Source organism: Nostoc sp. PCC 7524 (genome assembly GCF_000316645.1).
Taxonomy (GTDB): Bacteria; Cyanobacteriota; Cyanobacteriia; order Cyanobacteriales; family Nostocaceae; genus Trichormus.
In genome coordinates this window covers 978,523-998,809 of record NC_019684.1, presented here as the reverse complement: position 1 = coordinate 998,809, position 20,287 = coordinate 978,523, and the positions used below count along the sequence as shown (strand labels likewise).

General features: G+C 40.5%; 12 protein-coding genes and 1 CRISPR repeat array (1 of these 13 cut by a window edge). Of the genes, 5 read left to right on the top strand and 7 right to left on the bottom strand.

What is annotated here, in order from left to right; all coding sequences use genetic code 11:
* Window positions 1-1,861: a CRISPR direct-repeat array (repeat unit 37 nt; unit sequence ATTGCAATTTCACTTAATCCCTATTAGGGATTGAAAC) (it extends 505 nt beyond the left edge of the window).
* Between the two features lie 231 nt (window positions 1,862-2,092).
* Window positions 2,093-3,691, bottom strand: a complete 1,599-nt coding sequence (locus tag NOS7524_RS04185) for an Hsp70 family protein (protein WP_015137225.1) — start codon at window positions 3,689-3,691, stop codon at window positions 2,093-2,095.
* Between the two features lie 58 nt (window positions 3,692-3,749).
* Window positions 3,750-4,697: a UV DNA damage repair endonuclease UvsE gene (uvsE, locus tag NOS7524_RS04180; protein WP_015137224.1), complete on the bottom strand. Its 948-nt coding sequence runs from the start codon at window positions 4,695-4,697 to the stop codon at window positions 3,750-3,752.
* A 646-nt stretch (window positions 4,698-5,343) separates the two neighbouring features.
* On the opposite strand from uvsE, the gene NOS7524_RS04175 reads away from it, so the two are divergent.
* On the top strand, window positions 5,344-5,562 hold the full coding sequence (locus NOS7524_RS04175) for a hypothetical protein (protein WP_015137223.1): 219 nt from the start codon (window positions 5,344-5,346) through the stop codon (window positions 5,560-5,562).
* 255 nt (window positions 5,563-5,817) lie between these two features.
* Here the strand turns inward: NOS7524_RS04175 and NOS7524_RS04170 are convergent, their stop codons facing one another.
* The 4 genes from NOS7524_RS04170 to cofH form a co-directional block, all read right to left on the bottom strand.
* Window positions 5,818-6,090: a cupin domain-containing protein gene (locus tag NOS7524_RS04170; protein ID WP_015137222.1), complete on the bottom strand. Its 273-nt coding sequence runs from the start codon at window positions 6,088-6,090 to the stop codon at window positions 5,818-5,820.
* A gap of 22 nt (window positions 6,091-6,112) precedes the next feature.
* Complete coding sequence (locus tag NOS7524_RS04165; protein ID WP_015137221.1) at window positions 6,113-6,463, bottom strand: Mo-dependent nitrogenase C-terminal domain-containing protein; 351 nt, start codon at window positions 6,461-6,463, stop codon at window positions 6,113-6,115.
* A 752-nt stretch (window positions 6,464-7,215) separates the two neighbouring features.
* Window positions 7,216-9,723, bottom strand: a complete 2,508-nt coding sequence (locus NOS7524_RS04160) for a CPBP family glutamic-type intramembrane protease (RefSeq protein WP_015137220.1) — start codon at window positions 9,721-9,723, stop codon at window positions 7,216-7,218.
* A 106-nt stretch (window positions 9,724-9,829) separates the two neighbouring features.
* A complete protein-coding gene (gene cofH / locus NOS7524_RS04155; protein WP_015137219.1) occupies window positions 9,830-11,002 on the bottom strand; it encodes a 7,8-didemethyl-8-hydroxy-5-deazariboflavin synthase subunit CofH in 1,173 nt (390 codons plus the stop codon).
* 655 nt (window positions 11,003-11,657) lie between these two features.
* On the opposite strand from cofH, the gene NOS7524_RS04150 reads away from it, so the two are divergent.
* Window positions 11,658-13,352: a glycosyltransferase family 39 protein gene (locus NOS7524_RS04150; RefSeq protein WP_015137218.1), complete on the top strand. Its 1,695-nt coding sequence runs from the start codon at window positions 11,658-11,660 to the stop codon at window positions 13,350-13,352.
* A 296-nt stretch (window positions 13,353-13,648) separates the two neighbouring features.
* On the opposite strand, the gene NOS7524_RS04145 is transcribed toward NOS7524_RS04150, so the two are convergent.
* Window positions 13,649-15,277 carry a glycosyltransferase family 39 protein gene (locus NOS7524_RS04145; protein ID WP_015137217.1) on the bottom strand — a complete coding sequence of 543 codons (1,629 nt, stop codon included), beginning with the start codon at window positions 15,275-15,277 and terminating at the stop codon, window positions 13,649-13,651.
* Between the two features lie 314 nt (window positions 15,278-15,591).
* On the opposite strand from NOS7524_RS04145, the gene NOS7524_RS04140 reads away from it, so the two are divergent.
* From NOS7524_RS04140 to NOS7524_RS04130, 3 genes are all read left to right on the top strand, one after another.
* Complete coding sequence (locus tag NOS7524_RS04140) at window positions 15,592-16,818, top strand: glycosyltransferase (protein WP_015137216.1); 1,227 nt, start codon at window positions 15,592-15,594, stop codon at window positions 16,816-16,818.
* A 100-nt stretch (window positions 16,819-16,918) separates the two neighbouring features.
* Window positions 16,919-18,625, top strand: a complete 1,707-nt coding sequence (locus tag NOS7524_RS04135; RefSeq protein WP_015137215.1) for a glycosyltransferase family 39 protein — start codon at window positions 16,919-16,921, stop codon at window positions 18,623-18,625.
* A 229-nt stretch (window positions 18,626-18,854) separates the two neighbouring features.
* A complete protein-coding gene (locus tag NOS7524_RS04130; protein WP_041555144.1) occupies window positions 18,855-20,207 on the top strand; it encodes an ArnT family glycosyltransferase in 1,353 nt (450 codons plus the stop codon).
* Window positions 20,208-20,287: the final 80 nt, after the last annotated feature.

The following is a 20,287-nucleotide window of genomic DNA, read 5'->3' as shown; positions in this document are numbered from 1 at the left end:
TATTATTAGTATTATTGCAATTTCACTTAATCCCTATTAGGGATTGAAACTAGAATCTATTACAATTTCTGACAGTTCCGATTTTATTGCAATTTCACTTAATCCCTATTAGGGATTGAAACACTTTTCCCTCCAGCAGTACCAACCCCATCGGGGGTTTCAATTGCAATTTCACTTAATCCCTATTAGGGATTGAAACATCACTTCTATGGTTGTCACCCCTAGCTAATCCCTAATTGCAATTTCACTTAATCCCTATTAGGGATTGAAACAAAAAATCATTGTCATTACCAATAATTCCCTCACATTGCAATTTCACTTAATCCCTATTAGGGATTGAAACGAGAGCTTGAACTTTTACACAACTTTGACACTCCATTGCAATTTCACTTAATCCCTATTAGGGATTGAAACAATAAAATTGCTCAATATGCCCGTTTTATGGGCTAATTGCAATTTCACTTAATCCCTATTAGGGATTGAAACTAATTTAGAGCGATCGCACTCAGGCGATCGCTTATTGCAATTTCACTTAATCCCTATTAGGGATTGAAACCTGGGGTCTGGCCTGCCTTGCGTCGTGTTTTTGGGTTCGATTGCAATTTCACTTAATCCCTATTAGGGATTGAAACATTTTTGTACCCTTGAGCGATCGCATAACTGCTCACCCTTATTGCAATTTCACTTAATCCCTATTAGGGATTGAAACGGCTAAAACAGAGATAATTGCTTAGGTTGGGTATTGCAATTTCACTTAATCCCTATTAGGGATTGAAACAATAAAATCGTCCACTCCTTTCCCCTCTTTTTCAATTGCAATTTCACTTAATCCCTATTAGGGATTGAAACGTAACGAAAGGTACTTGACTGGAATTTGATTTTTTCATTGCAATTTCACTTAATCCCTATTAGGGATTGAAACTCAATGGCAGACACCATTACTTTACCTTTGGCATTGCAATTTCACTTAATCCCTATTAGGGATTGAAACTTGCTGTACAAACTCTGCCTAGCTGCGTAAATGGCATTGCAATTTCACTTAATCCCTATTAGGGATTGAAACAATTCCTATTAGGGAAGCAAACAAATCAGCATCAGGTAAAATTGCAATTTCACTTAATCCCTATTAGGGATTGAAACTTGTAGAGGCACTCATGCAGATGTAGTATGCGGTAATTGCAATTTCACTTAATCCCTATTAGGGATTGAAACGTAAACACGGGCAGCTTGAGCAACAGCAGTAAATAATTGCAATTTCACTTAATCCCTATTAGGGATTGAAACCAGTAGTGGACAGATGAGGGCTGAGATGCTGATTATTGCAATTTCACTTAATCCCTATTAGGGATTGAAACGATGAAAAATACCGAATTGACCCCAAAGTTAATGATTGCAATTTCACTTAATCCCTATTAGGGATTGAAACTTAATTAATGGCTAGTTTTATCTCAGACGAGTATAGGATTGCAATTTCACTTAATCCCTATTAGGGATTGAAACGAGATATTGCCAGCAGTTGAAACGAAGTAAGAAGATTGCAATTTCACTTAATCCCTATTAGGGATTGAAACTTTAAATTATGGATGGCTTGACGAAAGGTGGTAATTGCAATTTCACTTAATCCCTATTAGGGATTGAAACTCATACTGTACTGAACTTTAGTAGTATATAATGTTATTGCAATTTCACTTAATCCCTATTAGGGATTGAAACTGAGCGTAAATCCCGATGTCCACCATACGATGTTTGCATTGCAATTTCACTTAATCCCTATTAGGGATTGAAACTAAGGTGATAGTTCCTTCCACGGGAACCCACACGGAAATTGCAATTTCACTTAATCCCTATTAGGGATTGAAACGTAGAAGAACTCGCCGACAAATTTATCGGCAATTTAGAGGATATTTGAAAAGTCCCTAATGGTGTCTCCAATACTTTTAGATCCCCCTAAATCCCCCTTAAAAAGGGGGACTTTGATTCAGTTTTCCCCCCTTTTTAAGGGGGGTAGGGGGGATCAATAAGTCTCTAAAATCGCAGTTAACCCCTTTTCAAACAACCTCTAAGACACCCTACTAACTGAATAAATCACCCCTTAACTCAACTGAGCGACGAGTTGATTTTCTAACAGCGTTTCATTAGTAAATAAATCCTCAACAGAGATTCTTAAAAACCGTTGTTCATCAACTTGAAACTGAATTTTAATCCGATCGCTTCCCGGAAAGCCTGGGGGTGTGAGTTGGGCGATGGTTCTAGCGCCTTCTTGATCATTTAAAGGTTTAACGCTGGTGACACCACTATCTAGGCGGCGAGTAATTAAGCGATCGCCATCAAAATACACCTCTGTACCACCTGTTTCCGCCCCTAATTCCCCAATAATCAACTCAATACTCGGTTGATTTTCCAAGGAAGCACCCAAGACTAATTCCACAGGCTGACTCATAGGATATGCTTGCCCGTCTTTAATAATCGGATGCCAACTATGACGCTGATTACGACGATCCCAGTAACGCACACCGTAACTATGATAAAGAAAATCCTTAATTTCTACACCTTGGGATAGTTGCAATGCACCTTGGGCGATCGCTTCAAAAGGACGTTCATAACGAATTTTTTCCGCCTCAAAATACTGCCTTATCCATGTTTGCACAGCAGGTAACTGCACAGTCCCACCCACTAACAACACAGCATTAATATCTGTAATTTCAATACCTTGGCGGCGTGCTTGCTGTAAAAGATTAGTCATGGACTCATCTAATCGCTCAAAAAATGCGTGTTCTTTGAGGATAGTTTCTAAGGTGTCGCGGTTCAGTTCTAATTCATAGCTTTCAAAAGACTCATCATCAAAATACACTTCACTGGCTTGGGTTTGAGTGGATAGCTGAATTTTCACTTTCTCCGCCAGTCGAGTTGTCAAAGGACTAACCGCCAATCCTTGAGTTTTGGCAAAATAATCTACTAACCAATTATCGATATCTGTGCCGCCTAAATTCTGCCCAGCTTTCGCCAGTACACGGGCTGTTTTGACTTTTTGTTTGGAGTCTTCTGCTAGAGATTTGTTACCCCATTTCAAGAGAAAGCCTACAGGTTTAGTGTTGGCTTGGGTGCTTTTATTCAACTGTACCAGGGATAAATCTAATGTCCCCCCACCAAAGTCAACGACTAAGAGAATTTCTTGATCAGCTAAACCATAACCCAAGGCGGCGGCTGTGGGTTCGTCTAACATCCGCACCTGTTCCACAGGAAGGGTTTGACAAACTGTACCTAACCAATGGCGGTAAGCTTCAAAACTATCTACGGGTACGGTTAAAACTAGGGAATCTAAGCCACCTTCTTGGGGTGCTAGTTGGGTAATAATTTGAGTGAGAAACCATTGCCCGACTTGCTCAAAGGTGATCATCTGCCCATCTAGTTCTGGGAGAAAGCCTTGAATATCTGCCCCAATCCCCCGTTTGAAGCTACGGAAAAATCGGCTATCACTCTTGAGATCAAAACCGCGATCGCGTACTTGTTGACCTACAATAACTTTACTCTGGTTAGCATCTTCAACATACACCAAGCTGGGAATTAATGGTGGGTTGAGGCTTTGTTGAACAGATAAGCTAGGGAGATTGATAGTTTCTGGTTGTTGGGTGACTGGGTTCCAACGGGCAATTACTGTGTTACTGGTACCAAAATCAATTGCGATCGCCATAGTCTGATGATTTTCTCACGCACAGGTGCTGAGGCGCAAAGTGTTTGTTTGAGTGAAACTATTGTCCCATAAGCCACCATGAGCGCAAATGTGCGATCGCAGCTTCTTTGTGTTTGGCTTCTACTTCTATCCAGGGTGCTTGGTGGTAAATGTTGGGCATAGCAGTAATTAGATTACTATGTTTTCTGTCTAGGAAGGCTTCTTCACCGTTGGAAATATGTACCAATTGCCAATCTGGATTTGTCCAAGTGCCTCTGGCTGCCTCCAACATGGCTGCTACACTCGGATGATCGTAGCTGTCTAATTTTTCATGGCAAATGTGATGATGAGCATCAAATACCATAGGGATTTGAGCTTGTTGGCAGACTGCTAAAATTTCGCTAGCACTGTAGGCGTATTCGTCGTTTTCTAGGGTTAATCGGTTTTTAATGGCTGGTGGTAATTCTGAGATGACTTTGATGAGTTGTTCGCTGCGTTGAGATTTACCACCGTGAATATTCATTAATGACCACGTTGAACGAGGTAAACCGAGTAAATCTAGGTTAAGGGCGTGTCTGGCTAAAATCTTGATGCTTGTTTGTACAATTTCGGGAGAATCGGAACTCAGAACTACGTATTGATCAGGGTGCAGTACCATTCTGATGTTCAAAGCTTGCGCTCTTTGACCGATTTTACCCAAATCAGCCCTCATGCTTTCTAAGATATTAGCCCCGATTTCGTCTTCCATATCACTGAGAGGAAACAAACCGGAAGACATTCGATACAGTCTGATGTTGTTTGCTTCGCAAAAGGATAAAGCGTCATGCGATCGCTGCAAGTTGTGCTGATAAATCTCCCGTAAAGCACTTTCACGTTGACTCGGAGAAAGTTGTAAGTATCGTGTGCGTGTCATTGTCCGAAAACGCACTTGTTTATCAAATGTAATGCAAACCAGCCCTAACTCTGGCGGCTCATTGTTTTGTAACTGTGTTGTGTTAGGCAGTTGATTTAACTGGGTTGCAGCCATTAACTTATCTGTCTTTTTTTTACCACCTTTTTATTTAACTTAATTTTTCTTAGGAATGTCGAGTATCTCCAGCTTGATTTTGTACAGATTTAGGGAATACCAAAAAATAAATTATCCCAAATTGATTGTTAGTAGGGTGCGTCAGTCAGAGAAACCCTTGGCATACCAAGAAATTACTCACACTGACGCACCCTAGATATAACTAGGTCTTGATTATAGATTACGTAAAAGCATCTATCTTAAGGAGTAAATTAGCATTGTGTAAGTAAAGATTTGTATAACTATTTATAGTTTCAGTAAATCAACGCCACTAATCCAGAATCAGAAGGTAATCAATTAAGTAAGTTGGTGGGAAAAAACACAACTATGTTAAGAAAAATAAACTAGGCTCAAACCCTCTTCCCTCCTGCCTCCTGCCTCCTGCCTCCTGCCTTGCCATAGCGATAATTTTTAACACTGAGCTACTTACAGCATTACAGTCTATCAAAGGCGGCAGAACTAAAGTAGGAATGTCAAGATAGGGATATGTACCTTTTGATAGTGCTGTCAAGTCAATGAAATATTTATTAATATAAGTATAAATTCTATTTTGGAAGTCTCACATCCATCCCCAATCCCCAATCCTTTACCAAGGGAGAACAAGAGTATGAAAGAACAGCAACAGTCAGACTCCAAGGAATTCCTAGGCAATCTCAAGAATGGCATTTGGCTGTTCGGCCTTTCTTCTTGGGTATTTGGCATTACCGATCGCAGTATTGCATCTTTTGCTGATGGTTATTTATCTGCATTGGATTTAACGCAACTATTTACAGCTGCTACGTTCTTTGTCGCTTGGCTATTTTTGAAGCCAACATCTAGAGTTTAGGCAATAATTCTTCTCTGCTACATGGCTAACAATTTAGGGTAATTCTGAAACATTGCAGAATTACCCATGTTGAACTGCTATATAATTGCGACGATGCTACGCCCCGACTTTTCTGCGGGTATGGCGATCGCGTTTGCAAATCTCAGGAACCCCAATATAGAATATCCGAATATCTGACTGGGAATAGTCATTAACTATTAATCTTTCCCTACTACCTATTCCCTATTCCCTATTATGTAAATGCTTGAATCTGAGCTAATCAAAAGAATAATGTTTTTTTACGTCACTTCTAATTTCCCAAGTACAAGACATTCCAGAGGGAAAAGTTACTAAATCTCCTTTACCCATTTGTACTGGTTGAGCGCCATCAGGCGTAACAATTACATCACCTTCTAAAAAATAACAAGTTTCTTGAGTATCATAAGTCCAGGGAAATACAGAGACTTCTTTTTGCCAAATTCCCCACTTAAATACACCCAATTGGTGTAGTAATTCTTGACTTGGTTGATGCTCAATTTTTATTTCCATTGACCGTTGTCTCTATGTTTATTTAGCAGTAAGACTGGATGTCTTCTCCACATTGATCTACTAAATAACATAAAGCGCGAAAACGCAAGCCAACAAATTGATCATATAGCGGATTGAGCTTGCACATAGGAGGAATATGAGCTATTTTGCGACCGAATAGCATAATGTCGCGCTCAAAAGGACACTGGGCTGGGATCAATTTGGCAATAAAGTAAGCTAATTTACGATTGTGGATTTCTACCGCGTCAAGCCATTGGCGTAAGGGTTGTAGTAAATCTAATTTTTGCTGACTACCTGCTTTTTGGGCAATATCTAGAGGTTTGATAAAAGCAGACATGACAATATTTTGGTTTTTGCTCTTAAGCACACTCATAAGCTAATGCTTCCTGTGTAAAGAAATATTTTGCAGTTGTGCAACTTACCATACAATCTGTTTCTAGATATTATGTTCTGTGCAAATAAATTAAGATCAGCACAAATTTAAGTTAAATCTTAGAAAAAGAGTGGTAAAGGGTGGGACTAATTGATATTTAAACTGACTAGATATTTTAGAACTGTCCCGTTAAATACAAAATAACAAAGAAAAAGTAAAAATGGTATTTCTTTAACTTATTGATTGCTGATATTGAAGATAGCAATTTCATATCATGAATTTAAATCTCCGGTTCTTAAAGTACCCAGTGGTTGAAGCAGCACTTTTACTGGTAAAGGTGCAGTTTTTGTGAGGCTTCAGCTATATTCCCTAGGTTTTAACACCTACGGACAATTGATTGTAGGCTATGGAGTATCAATTAAATTGTCATATACGCTACATAAATAGACCATAATATTATTTAATAAGTTACAGATGATCCTTTGATAAGCACAAACTAATCTAGTGATGTCAGTTGTTGCATCAAAACCTTAAGGAAGCTTGTCTTCTCTCCAAAGTAAAATACCCTTTTTCTGTCTGAAAATATCAAACAGACACAAGAAAATCTCAAAGCAAAAATTTCCAATTATTCGATGATTTCATCCTACGAAAGAGGTAGCTTTTGAAAATAGGGAGTGGGGACTGGGGAGTGGGGAGTGGGGAGTGGGGAGTGGGGACTGGGGAAAAATCTCTCTCTTGCTTCTTCTTATCCCCTATTCTCTACACCTTGTTTGATTAACGAGCAGATGTTGCTGTCCCCCCAAACCCAAAAGCCAAACTACCACGACAATCCAGTGGATGAGGACGATTACCCAAAAACAACCTGTGAGTGCATAAGCTACTGTGCAGCACAGTCCTAGAATTCCTGCTAAAGTCAGAAAAATTGGTTGTAAAAATGTCGGAAATCCAGCCCGGAAAAAGGTTTTGGCATTGAGGGGATGATAAATAATAAACAGAAATAATATCAATGCTGCCCACAATCCCCATTGGTACCAGTTGATGACTTCTATGGGATGAGGTAGGGGTAAGACGCGAAATACTAATTCTTCGGTGATAGCAGGGGAAATAGCTGATTGTAATGCGATCGCTAATTGCGGCATTCTTTGATGAGAGGTAAGACTCCAACGCAAAAAGCCAGACTGGAAGCCTAAAGTCAAGGCGATCGCACTATAAATCAACAGTGTTCCCCCCATAACTAGCCAGTCTTGGGTGCGGGGTAAGACGAGAGATGCAAGTAACCGATTCAGCAAAATGGTGATAGGTGCAATGTTGGTTCCCGGAATCGTCAAATGCCCGAATCCCAAGGTGGGCGCAAGGGGAGCAATATCTGGATTCCAGCCACCAATTTGATTAGTTCTGAGAAACCACAATTTTGCACCATGTCTGAAGAATAGGGCGGCTAGTTCGTCGTGTGCCTGTCTAGGTACCATAGTGCGCCAACTGGTGAAGGCAGCCCAAATACTGCGATCGCGAAAGCCTTGTTGTTTACCTGTCCCCATTAAATAATCTGCATGACTTTGCCAGTCGGCACGAACGATCCCCAAAGGAGTTAATTGTCTCTCTAAGGCTTTACCAAGGCTGACTAATTCCTGAAAGCGTAAGGTTTGGGGATCATTTGGGTGATTGTTTAGCCATTGCTGAATTGCTGGGGTGGTGGCGACTTGCTGAGTCATGACTTGAATGGCAGTATACAGGGCTTGACTAGCATCCTGCACACAAGAAGTAGCAGGGGAAACGGTGGCGCTACCTGTACCATCACCTGTGCGATATCGCGCCATCATCACTTGCAACTGTTGCTGAAATTCTGTTAAGGGAGAAAGCTTGATCCCGGCAAAATCATAGTCTTGTGTCACAGGGGCAAACTTGATCAGCACATCGGAAACAGGACGGGTTGCGGCCCATCCCCATTGCAAGTTACCCATGTAGTCAGCCCAGGTATGTGTGCCAGCAATGATCCCGTCAGAGTTGTTAGCGTAAATTTGTTGATATTCAATGGCAAATTGCAATTCTTGAGTAATGGGTTCGCGCACAACTTGCGCCACGCCAAAGGCAAAGTGTCCGGTGATTGTAAATGCTGGAAACCCTTCGGCTTTTTTACCACCAATGCCGCCGAAGTTGTGTAAGAGGATGGCGCGATCGCCTGCTTGCCAATTTGCTGAGGTGGCAGTGGGATCAAGCACAACAGTCTGAATTGTGCCTTGATCTGGAGGTGCAATCTGCCAATTCTGATTTTTAATATAAGTTAATCCGGCTGCTTGCCCTGCAACTATCTGATCTGGCTGGAGTTGCACAAGCGATCGCGGGACTAATCCCTGCACCACAAACATTCCTTGGGTATCTTTAGCCCCATAGATATACCAGCCAGCTTTCCCGGCTGGGGAGGTTTCGATTTGTTTGGGGGTGGATGGTGGTATATTGCGCGTGTCCAATACTTGTTGAGGAATACGGATAGTTTCTGCCACACTATCGAATTGGCGAGACACCCGATTATAATGACGCACACGGAAGAAGTCACTGGGACAAGGAGAACTTCCCTGACAAACTTTTGGTTCTGGATGCAAGATTTTGACTAAGCCGTAAAATCTACCAGTGGCTAGAACAGGTTCATGGGCAATTTGCAGGTGTGGTTGTTCTGGGTTTGCTTCTACTAATTGTCCATCGTTTAAGGTAACAATCACATTATCATCTGGTCTAGCACCAGCCAGGGATTGCAAAGGCCCCACCTGAAGACGACCATCCAACCGCGCTGGATGGATAATACCTGTAGCTTGGCTATTTTTTGTGTCTTGGGTAAAGTTGATATCTTGCTGTACAGCCTGGACATAAGACTTTAACTGTGGCTTGTCTTGCCATTCCAAGCGGACAACTTTACCAACTAATCGCTGTAACTCTGTAGGTGCGTGTTGTACTTCCATCCATACCCAATCTTCCCCCCCTGGGATTTGTGCTGGCGTTGGGAGGATTAATCTGCCTACCCATTGATCTATGGGTTGGTAAAGATTGGGGTTGACAGTTTGGCTGAGGGGATAAAACTGTGGTTGATTAAAACTTTGGCGTTGATGAATAGCGTAATTGCTTGCTTGGGTGACGATTGGCTGGGGGCGTGGGTAAAACAGCCAGACTGCGATCGCACTCAGCACCAGCAGTAAAACAAACACTCCCCATCGCCATCTTCTGGGGCGACACAACTGCCGACTGCTAGACGGTTTTTCATTCTGCATTACTGTTGAGTAACAAGCATGACTTTCTGCAATAGTCAGTGTAATGTACTGTGGCGTTTCTCGGTTGATTCAGATACCAGAAATCCACCCCCTGCCCCGAAGTTCCCTACATCCTCCCACAGCGCAGAGTCTCGTTGCGTAAGTCCTGTATCTTGTGATATAGAGTATCCCGTTGTTGAAACGGTCTACCTATGGAAGCGATCGCATTTTGTAAGGTGGCAACATCCATACAAGTACCACCAACAGCACCGGCCATTGTGGTAATATGTTCTTCCATTAATGTGCCGCCAATATCGTTGCAACCCCATTGCAAGGCTGCTATTGCTCCACCCAGTCCCAGTTTTACCCAACTTGGTTGATGGTTAGCAATACAATTACCCAGGTAAATCCGCGCTACTGCCCCTAGAAGTAGGGCATCTGCTAATATTGGTTGATCACGTCCGACACGACGGCGCAAGGATTTCGGCGCTTCTTGCCCCACAAAAGGTAAGAGAATGAATTCTGTAATGCGGGCTGGGTATCCCTGTTGAATGGCAGTTTGTTGGAGCGATCGCAATTGTTCTAAATGTTCAATTTGTTGTGCTGGGGTTTCAATATGTCCCGATAGCATGGTGCTGGTAGTAGGTAAACCCAGTTTATGGGCTGTACTCACAATTTCTAACCAAGTAGCTGTATTAATCTTCTCTGGACAAAGGACACGCCGCACTTGATCATTTAAAACCTCGGCTGCTGTTCCTGGCATAGAATTTACACCAGCATCCTGTAAAGCCGCAATCACCTTTGCGTATTCCAATCCGTCAATTCTGGCAATAAATTCTACTTCTTGGGGAGAAAAGGCGTGGAGATGAATTTGGGGAAATTCCTGTTTGATTGTTTCTACTAGCTTGAGGTAGTAAGGCAAGGATTTACCGTTAATTTGTGCTTGCGGGTTTAATCCTCCCTGCATACAGATTTCTGTGGCACCACGCTGCACTGCATCTTGGGATTTTTCGAGGATTTGCCCCCAGTCTAACCAGTAAGCACCAGTGTCTCCATCATCTCGACGGAATGCACAAAAACTACAATGCTGCTCACAAATGTTAGTAAAGTTGATATTACGGTTAATTACGTAAGTAACTGTCTCTCCGGCTTGCTGTTGACGGAGTTTGTCAGATGTGGCGCGAATGGCTGCGATCGCCTCTGAATCAGTTTGTGTGAGCAGCAGCATTCCCTCACTGGGAGATAAATCGCACCCTAACATAGCACGACCAAGAATAGCATCAATAGTTTTATGCTTCACAGTAAATTAATAACAACCAACTACAAAATTTGCTCTAACAACTCTCAAAATATCAATTTTTTCCTAATTGAACTGAAATATCATACAACTTTCATGTTTTGAGATCATCACTTAATTGTGATGGGTGATATTCTAAATTATACAAACTACAGTCATCAATTGTATCTCTAGCAATATAGGAATCCGATTTGATTCTGGAAATTATTTGCCTATTGCCAGAAATCAATGCGGATTCCTATAGATGTGAGTTTTAGGTATTAGATTAGATATTTCTAATGACCAATAGCCATTGCATATACCGTTAACCACAGTCAAAAAAGGTAAAAATTATATTAATTTAAGAAGCTGCAATTTTGCAGACAGAATAATACCAAACTATATTTTTTATAGAGAGATTAACTACTAGGGTTTACACAACTGACACAAATAAAAAAAGAGTGCGGATGGTTAATGGTTATTAGTTATGACTTTTAACTATGGACTAGGGACTATTGATTGTCACAATGAGAAGTTGATGACACTTTCGTAAGTCTCGCCTACGAAACTAAATTTTTTAATGCTTAATATTTTTCAGGACATATTTAACACAAACATCATAATATATTAGGGATATCACTGATAGCATAAGGACAAACCAATACCAGCAGATATATTGATGAACCCTGGTTTACCAGTCACTGACCTGAAGAAGTTGGTGTCAGTAGAAAAACTAGCCTTAGTGGCGATCGCGATCGCTATAGTATTAAGAATCGTCAATTTAGGCAGCCGAGAACTTTGGTACGACGAAGTTTTATCTTTGTTGCTGTCTACTGGACAAAGAGCTGCATACCAAACACCAGGTGATACACCAGTAGTTTTAGCAGAATATACACCTTTACTGAGTTTACCGATTGAATCAAGTCTGCGTGAGCTGATTTTAACTTTTAAAAATTTACTTTTAAGTTTGCTGGCAGGAGAACCCCACCCACCCATATTTTTCTTGAGTCAACATTTTTGGCTGCGTCTGTTCGCCAACAGTGAAGCGGCGATGCGGAGTCTGAATGTACTATTTAGCATTGCAGCTATTTTCAGTTCTTACAGTTTGGGTAAAGTTGTCATAGGACATCGTGGTGGGTTATTTTTAGCAGCTTTAGTGGGAATTAATCCCTTTTATTTATTTCATTCTTTAAATGTGCGGATGTATGCACCTTTGCCGTTGTGGACAACACTAAGCGCAACCGCACTGCTACATCTGATTGAGCAGCAACAAACTCCAAATCTCTCCACCCGTCGGAGTCAATGGTTCTGGAACATCCTGTTAATTGGCTCAGTTGCAGCTGGTTTACTGACCTTTTATTTGTATGGATATTGGGTAATCACTTTATTTGCTTTAGTTCTTTATCTAGCTCACAGACATTGGTGGCGATACATCTGGCCGTTAGCGGCTGGAGTGATAATTACCCTGCCTTGGATACTCTGGGGGGCGCTCAAACAATTCCGCAATGCTGACTTGAATCGTTTTGGCTCCAGTAAAGGATTTGGTGCGGCATTACTAGCCCATTTGCAAGGTATAACTCAAGTCTTGGGTAGTAACTTACTTTTAGGAGACTGGGTAACAAGTATACCAGTAGTTAGTGTGGCGATCGCTGGTGGGTTGATCATCGGGTTCATCGTCGTCTGTAGTCTTCACCTCTGGCGACGGCGTGAGCAAAAAAACTTAGGCATAGCCTTAATATTAGGAATTTTCCCACTATTACTAGCTTTAGCAGTAGACATCGCCACTCAAAAATATACCTTGGGTTTTGGCTGGGGCAGAACCATGATTATGATTCTCCCTGGATGCCTATTACTATTCACTTTGTGGCTAGAACGAGTAATTGCTTGGCCATGGCGTACACTTGTAGCTTCTGGTTTCTTGTTGTTGTATCTCACTATTGGTGTCAGTGATTTTAGCCTGCGACAACGCTCAGTTTTTCATGCAGTTGCAGAAGTAGCATCACAGTCAGCCAATCAACCAACCCTGATTGCGATGAATTCTAAAGCTTGGGGTCATGTGATGCGATTAGCATACTACATACCTCCCAGCAATCCGGTGATGCTGTTAGCGCAACATCCTCAGAATCTAGCGACTGATTTAGAAAAAGCCTTAAATGCTGAAGATAGCAAATATCCTCGTATTCTCTGGTTAGATAGTGCTAATCCTATATGGTCTCGTTTGAAAACAAAAGCAGAAGTAGAATTAGCACAGCAGAAAATTCAACAAGTTCTACACTCACACCAATTTCAGCTACAACAAACCCAAAATCTTGTGGGGACGATGGACATGGATAACTTCACTATGAAGTTATATACTCACTCTTCCACAAACTGAACTATAGCTGTAGCCAATGAGATTAGGACATCAGGAAATCTTGAAGAAGGCAGGAGGCAGGAGGCAGGAGGCAGAAGGCAGAAGGAGCAATTCAGCTATAGGATTCGACCCCTCCTGAATTGAAGCCACTGAATCAGAATTCAGTGGGGGTCTTAAACCCTTGCTCCCTCCTGCCTCTCTTGATAAAACAATTACCATCAGAGGCTCTTAAAGCTGTAACCTGTAACCTGTAACTTGTCACCTGTCACCTGTCACCTGTCACCTGTCACCTGTCACCTGCTATAGCTTGAAAAATTTCACCCCTCTGCCTTCTTCAAGCGCCAAAGGTCTATAGTCAAAGGCTGAAGTTGATAATTTTTGTCCTTCTCAATAGCATTTTTTAACTCAAGAGAAGGTGCAAATAAAAACACATCGAAGTCATGGGGAATTTTTAAAATATCTTTATTTACAACTGCGGGAGGAAGTTCACGACAGGTGTGACAGTAAGGTTTAAGTTGTAACTGAACTTGTGATTTAAGCTGATGGCTTAAACCTAATATTCTGCCCATACTACCATCACTAATTAACAGTGGTCGCTCAACTTGATTAATTAATCTAGCAGCCTGGAGATTTGTATCACTATGACTCTTCGTCCACCAGTAATTACTTTGAGAAATCATCACACAGGAAAAGATTGCGCCAGAAAATATAGCACACATCACAATTTTCCAAAACTTTTGTTTATAGGAAGTCGCATTAATTTTATTTGCTAGTAAGTAAGCCACAGATACCTGAATAGCCAAATAGCCAGGAATTAAATACCGGGGAATAATTGACTTTGTTCCCTCAGATATTAAATCTTTCAACATAATTGGCAGGCAAGTCACTAGAATTAATGACAAAATAAATAGCCAAGCTTTTTTAGATGAGTGACGACACAGATAATATATGGCATAGCCTACCAATACTACTATTAGTCCTACTAAACTGATTTGAATTAAATAAGTAAAGTTATTTTCAATCCCAAAATTTATGACTGCCCTTTCGTGATTGGTATCGATAAAAATGCGGCTCAGGTTAAATGCCCATGTCTTGATTAAAGATAAAGCAGGCATATTGCCTTGACCACCAACTATGTTTTTGAGGTGATTTAAATTTGTCACAATCACCCATAGCCAAGGAGAAAAAGCTAGCAACCCAGCCAATGATGCCAAAATATAAGCAATTACTGTCTTAGTTAATCGGAAACTTTCTCTGGCGATGACATAAACTCCATGTGCCACAGCAACAGCGACAGAAGAAGGAAATGTGTAAAGACTCAGGGCTAAAGTTGCTGTATAGATTCCCCAGTGTAGTTTTTTATGAGTGCGAATTGCCCCTAGCAGTGAGGCACTTGATAGTAAAATTGTCACTATCCATAAACTATACTCTCTCGCTTCTTGAGCATAGAGTACATGGAATGGTGATATTGCTAACAATTGTACAGCTATCCATGCTGTCCAAGAACTATCAAATAGTTCCAAACATAACCAATAGATACTAGGTAAAGCCAGTAGACTGATAACAGCAGATAAACCTCTCAGGGATACCATTGAGTTACCAAACCACTGCATACACCACCTAGCCATAACATAATATAGTGGTGGGTGTTGAGCTTCTTCTAAAGCTAGAGAGTTAATAGTATCAATTAAAGTTTTTTCAGTATTTGGACTCTGAAATTGAGATAAATCTGTAACACTAATTCTTGCAAAACTAGATACTTTATCAACTACTTCATACTCTGTATAACCAGAAACCCGTAATGCTGTAAAAGCTTCATCATCCCAGTATGATTTCTGGTCAATATTAATAAATCTAAAGGTAAAACTTAATGCTAGGATGATGACAATTAAAATTCTTAAGTAGCTGAAAAAATCTTGTCCGGAAATAAATAATGTTTTTTTCATATGATGATAACCTTGCTTTTCAAAGAAATGATGAATTTTCAAGCTGCCGTTTGTTTAAGACATAATAATTATTTGGATAAAGGATTTTATGGCAGTAATACTAAACAGTAATTCACGAGTAAATCTAAAAATCTGGTAAATTTTTAATAATGTCATGCCACATACTGATCCAAAGATTAGATACTAGAACAGTTCACATGAGAAGCTAAAATTTGGCGAATTGCGATTGACTATAGATCAGATATAAAGAAACGCTATCTGCCGATGAGCAGATTTCTTTTGTACAACCTATTTCGCAACTTATAATTTCCTTTATGAACGTCAACTCATCTCAGACACTATTAACAGTTCCCACTGGCCCGCTACAGATTTCCGACTTACGGCCTACCAATAATGTCTATTTTTCTTTGGTAATTCCAACCTATAAAGAACGGGATAATATCCAAAATGTTGTCAAGATATTAAGTCAAACACTGGATGAATTTATTCCAGGAGACTATGAGTTGATTGTGGTGGATGATGATAGTCCTGACTTGACTTGGGAAGTAGCACAATCTCTGACGCAGGAATATCCACAGTTACGAGTGATGCGACGACAACAAGAACGGGGACTGTCTTCAGCCGTAATTCGTGGCTGGCAGGTTGCCAATGGCAGTGTTTTAGGGGTAATTGATGGAGATTTACAACATCCACCAGAAATATTGACACAATTGCTCTCTCAAATTGCCCAAGGCGCAGATTTGGCAGTAGCTAGCCGTCATGTGGATGGTGGTGGTGTTAGTAGTTGGAGTGTGGTGAGACGGTTCTTATCTCGTGGCGCTCAGGTATTGGGATTGATGATATTACCGGGAGTTTTGGGAAGAGTTTCTGACCCCATGAGTGGTTATTTTATGGTGCGACGCAACAGCATCGTGGGGGCATTACTCAATCCTGTAGGTTACAAAATTCTCTTAGAGGTGATTGGACGGGGTAATGTCCAAAGTATTGCCGAAGTAGGTTATGTATTCTGCGAACGCCAAGAAGGTGAAAGTAAAGTTACTTGGAAGCAATATGTAGAATACATACATCATTTAATCAGGTTGCGCCTATCTACAGGTCGCTTGGGGCGCTGGAGTCAGAATTCTAGCTTCCCTATTGGTCGATTCCTGCGCTTTGGCTTGGTGGGACTAAGCGGGGTATTTGTCGATATGGCAGTGCTGTATTTACTTAGTGATCCATCTACTCTAGCTTTGCCTCTGACCCGTAGTAAAATCATTGCCGGGGAAATTGCCATTTTCAATAACTTCTTGTGGAATGATGCTTGGACATTTGCAGATGTCTCCATGAGACAGCAAGAATGGCATCAACGCTTGAAGCGATTTGTAAAATTCAACATTATTTGCTTGGCTGGGTTGGTATTGAACGTGCTGGTGTTGAATTTGGTGTTTAATTTCCTGATTCCTAACCGCTATATTGCCAACCTAATTGCGATCGCAGTGGCTACCATCTGGAATTTTTGGGTGAACTTAAAACTCAGCTGGCGAGTTACAGACGTAAAATAGTCAGTCTCATTGAAACACAGCAGCGAAATGAAATGGCCAATTTGAGGTCTAATATATACAGATTGACTTGTTCTGGCGCTTGGCTTCTAGCAAGGAATAGATGCGTTTGTATAATTGGCACTCTACCATTTCGGCTCGCTGGCTTCATCCTTTACTATTGCTGATGTGGTTAATCATCGGCCTCGGCTTACGTTTTGCTAATTTAACTGCCAAGCCTCCTTGGACTGATGAATTTGCTACCTTGGTGTTTAGTCTGGGGAACAGTTTTTTAGGGGTACCCCTAGATCAAGCGATCGCACCTAATATTTTATTGCAACCACTGCAAACAAATCCTGCATCTGGTATTGGGGATGTAATTAATAACATACTGACAAAAGATACCCATCCCCCACTGTATTTTGTACTGGTTCATTTATGGATGAGGCTGTTTCCCAATCAGGAAAGCTTAGTCTCCCTGTTTGCTGCACGTTCATTTCCAGCTTTACTGGGTGCAGCCTCAATTCCTTTGACTTATATATTAGGTAGGTTAGCCTTCCGTTCTTCATTAGTAGGACAGCTAGCTGCTGCTATGATGGCAGTCTCACCATACGGCATTTTCTTAGCACAAGAAGCACGTCATTATAGTTTAGCTATTGTTTGGGTGATAGCTTCCCTGTCATGTTTGGTAATTGCCACCCGTTACCTGCAAAACCATACATCATTACCACTTGGGTTAATGATCTGTTGGGTAGGAATTAATGCTTTGGGTATTGCTACTCATTATTTCTTTGTTCTTACACTCGGTGCTGAAGCTCTAGTTTTGATCATTTTAGCTTGGCAACAATCTATACAAACAAAAACTTTAGTATTTTTCTCCCCTTTGTGGTGGCGTATCTATGCTGTGTCCACTGGTACTGCTGTAGCAGGTTTAGTTTGGCTACCGAGCTTTTTACAAAATCGGTATCTTAGTAGTTTAACAGAGTGGATTCAAGGTGAACGTGTTGGACTGGAATGGGTCAGCCCCATTTTCCAAGCTTTCGCAGCGTGGATTACCATGATTTCCTTACTACCAGTAGAAGCACCAGAGTTAACAACTGTAATTGCCTCTGGGTTGGTAATGTTAATTTTCTTTATTTGGGCAACACCAATTTTACTTCGTGGTATTAAAGTCCAACTACAGCAACCTGAAACAGGTGCGATCGCTCAGGTATTGGCTGGGGTAGTTTTAGGAGCGATCGCTGTATTCTTTATATTTACTTATATTCTTGGTATTGACCTGACACGAGGCGCTCGTTACAACTTTGTTTATTTTCCTGCCGTTATGATCCTACTGGGGGCAAGCCTTGCAGTTTGTTATCAAAATCCAGAAATTGGTAAATGGGGTATAAATGGTAAAAAAGCTGTGATCCTCATTGGGGTCATGGGATTAATTAGTGCTGTTACTGTTACTAGCAATTTGGGGTATCGCAAATACTACCGCCCTGATTTGTTCGTCCCTTTAATTGAACAAAATTCCTCACTTCCAGTCCTCATTGCCACAACCCACAAAAGCTTAGTGCAAACTGGCGAAATGATGGGGATTGCCTGGGAGGTAAAATTTTCTGATTCACCTATTAGTACCAAATTTCTGTTAGCTCATCAAGAGAAAGACCCCAATACTTCCACCTTGTCCTTAGAAAATACCTTAAAGCAACTACCACGACCTTTGGACTTATGGCTAGTGAATTTTCATGCACCCACACCCGAAGAAGTGAAAAAATGTGTACCTGAAACTAAATCATTGCCATATGTGCATGGCTATGAGTACAAATTGTATCACTGCCGTTAAATCAGACACTTACATAAATCCTGTAAACTATACTTTTAGCAGTATGATCAAATACTGTAATCAAACATACATAAAAATTGCCCCTAGAGGATAGCCAAGAACTGTAATGAAATGCCTACACCTATCTAAATCAAGAATTTTAATTATTATAGTTCTATTTAGCTTTTTGTTTCGTCTGCCGTTTTTCTTTCGTGCCGTATTTAATTGGGATGAAAGTACGTTTATTCTTATGGGTCAATCTATTTTAGACGGCAACCTACCCTATTTAGAACTCTGGGATCTCAAACCTCCACTGGCATTCTTTAGCTATGCTTTTGCGATGTTTGCTTTTGGTAAATCTATTATATCTGTTCGCTTATTTGGAACTCTATGCGTCATCGCTGCCGCAATCCTAACCTATTATATTTGTCGCTCTCTCTGGAGTTTAAAAATCAGTCTATCGGCTGCTATGCTCTTTATCATGCTAAGTGGTCCTCTGACAGATGGTAAATCTGTCATGACTGAGCATATAGCTCTTGTGCCTTTACTCGGTGCTTTAGCCTTACTGGTGAGAAGTAATAAGTTAGGGAATATTAAATTTTTTCTGGTTGGGTTGTTGATGGCATTTGCCTGTATGATTCGCCTAAATTTAGCCTATGTAACATTAATTTTAGGCTTATACATTTTAGCCAAAAGTATAAATTTCAATGAGAAAAAATATTTTGAAATTATTGCTTATATCATTGGCTTTTTAATTCCACCTATAGTGTTATACTTGCCCTATGTAATAACCAATAATACTCAAATATTTAAGGTATCAATAATTGATGCCTCTTTAGCTTATTCTACTTCTCAAGCATCATTATGGCAACTTATTTTTCAGCAAATTTATAATGTATGGGGTATTGTATTTTTAATTGGAATAATACAAATAATTAGGCTGATTAAACAAGAGAAAAACTTGTCATTAAAACAAAATCAATTAATATACTGCACTATATTCTTTTTTGGTACCGAATTGTCGATTTTAAAGAGTGGGGCAGCGCATAATCATTATATGATTCAACTTGCTCCTTTTTTCGCTGTCATATTTTCATCTTGGTTTATTGGTCTTTTAAAATTCAACCTCAAAGCAGGATATTTTATTCTGATATTGACTTTGACTCTAGTGGCACTACCAACATTAAATGAATACAAAGTAGTTGGAACTCGCTTTTTCTCGCAACAACCACTCTCCTATGGCAGAGAATATGAGTTAGCCCAATACTTATCTCAACAAGGGGGGCGCAATACTACAATCTATATGATGGAGCATCATCTTGTTTATTGGCTGCTTGACATTAAACCACCAACGAAGATAGTCACACATCCGTCGAATATTAGTAGAGAATATTTATTGCGTGCTGTGAAAGGTCAAACTGCTACTACCAACCAAGAGTTACTCCAAATTCTTAATCAAAAACCCGAATTTATTGTCAAGAAAGAAGGTGTCTGGTATTTACAGGATCATCCAGATGCTGTGGCTTTATTGGAAAAAACTCTACAAACGCAGTACGTACTTTTGAACAACATCGAAGGAACGCAGATTTACCGTAAAATATAGCGAACAAATTAAACGGCCAATCTGAGGTCTAATATATACAGATTGACTTGTTCTGGTACTTGGCTTCTAGCAAGGAATAG

Excerpts from the sequence above, each read along its gene's own strand:
- NOS7524_RS04170 (WP_015137222.1), bottom strand. The coding sequence starts at position 6,090 with ATGGAAATAAAAATTGAGCATCAACCAAGTCAAGAATTACTACACCAA.
- NOS7524_RS04165 (WP_015137221.1), bottom strand. The coding sequence starts at position 6,463 with ATGAGTGTGCTTAAGAGCAAAAACCAAAATATTGTCATGTCTGCTTTT.
- NOS7524_RS04175 (WP_015137223.1), top strand. The coding sequence starts at position 5,344 with ATGAAAGAACAGCAACAGTCAGACTCCAAGGAATTCCTAGGCAATCTC.
- NOS7524_RS04130 (WP_041555144.1), top strand. The coding sequence starts at position 18,855 with ATGGGTCAATCTATTTTAGACGGCAACCTACCCTATTTAGAACTCTGG.
- NOS7524_RS04185 (WP_015137225.1), bottom strand. The coding sequence starts at position 3,691 with ATGGCGATCGCAATTGATTTTGGTACCAGTAACACAGTAATTGCCCGT.
- NOS7524_RS04150 (WP_015137218.1), top strand. The coding sequence starts at position 11,658 with ATGAACCCTGGTTTACCAGTCACTGACCTGAAGAAGTTGGTGTCAGTA.
- uvsE (WP_015137224.1), bottom strand. The coding sequence starts at position 4,697 with ATGGCTGCAACCCAGTTAAATCAACTGCCTAACACAACACAGTTACAA.
- NOS7524_RS04145 (WP_015137217.1), bottom strand. The coding sequence starts at position 15,277 with ATGAAAAAAACATTATTTATTTCCGGACAAGATTTTTTCAGCTACTTA.
- NOS7524_RS04135 (WP_015137215.1), top strand. The coding sequence starts at position 16,919 with ATGCGTTTGTATAATTGGCACTCTACCATTTCGGCTCGCTGGCTTCAT.
- NOS7524_RS04140 (WP_015137216.1), top strand. The coding sequence starts at position 15,592 with ATGAACGTCAACTCATCTCAGACACTATTAACAGTTCCCACTGGCCCG.
- NOS7524_RS04160 (WP_015137220.1), bottom strand. The coding sequence starts at position 9,723 with ATGCAGAATGAAAAACCGTCTAGCAGTCGGCAGTTGTGTCGCCCCAGA.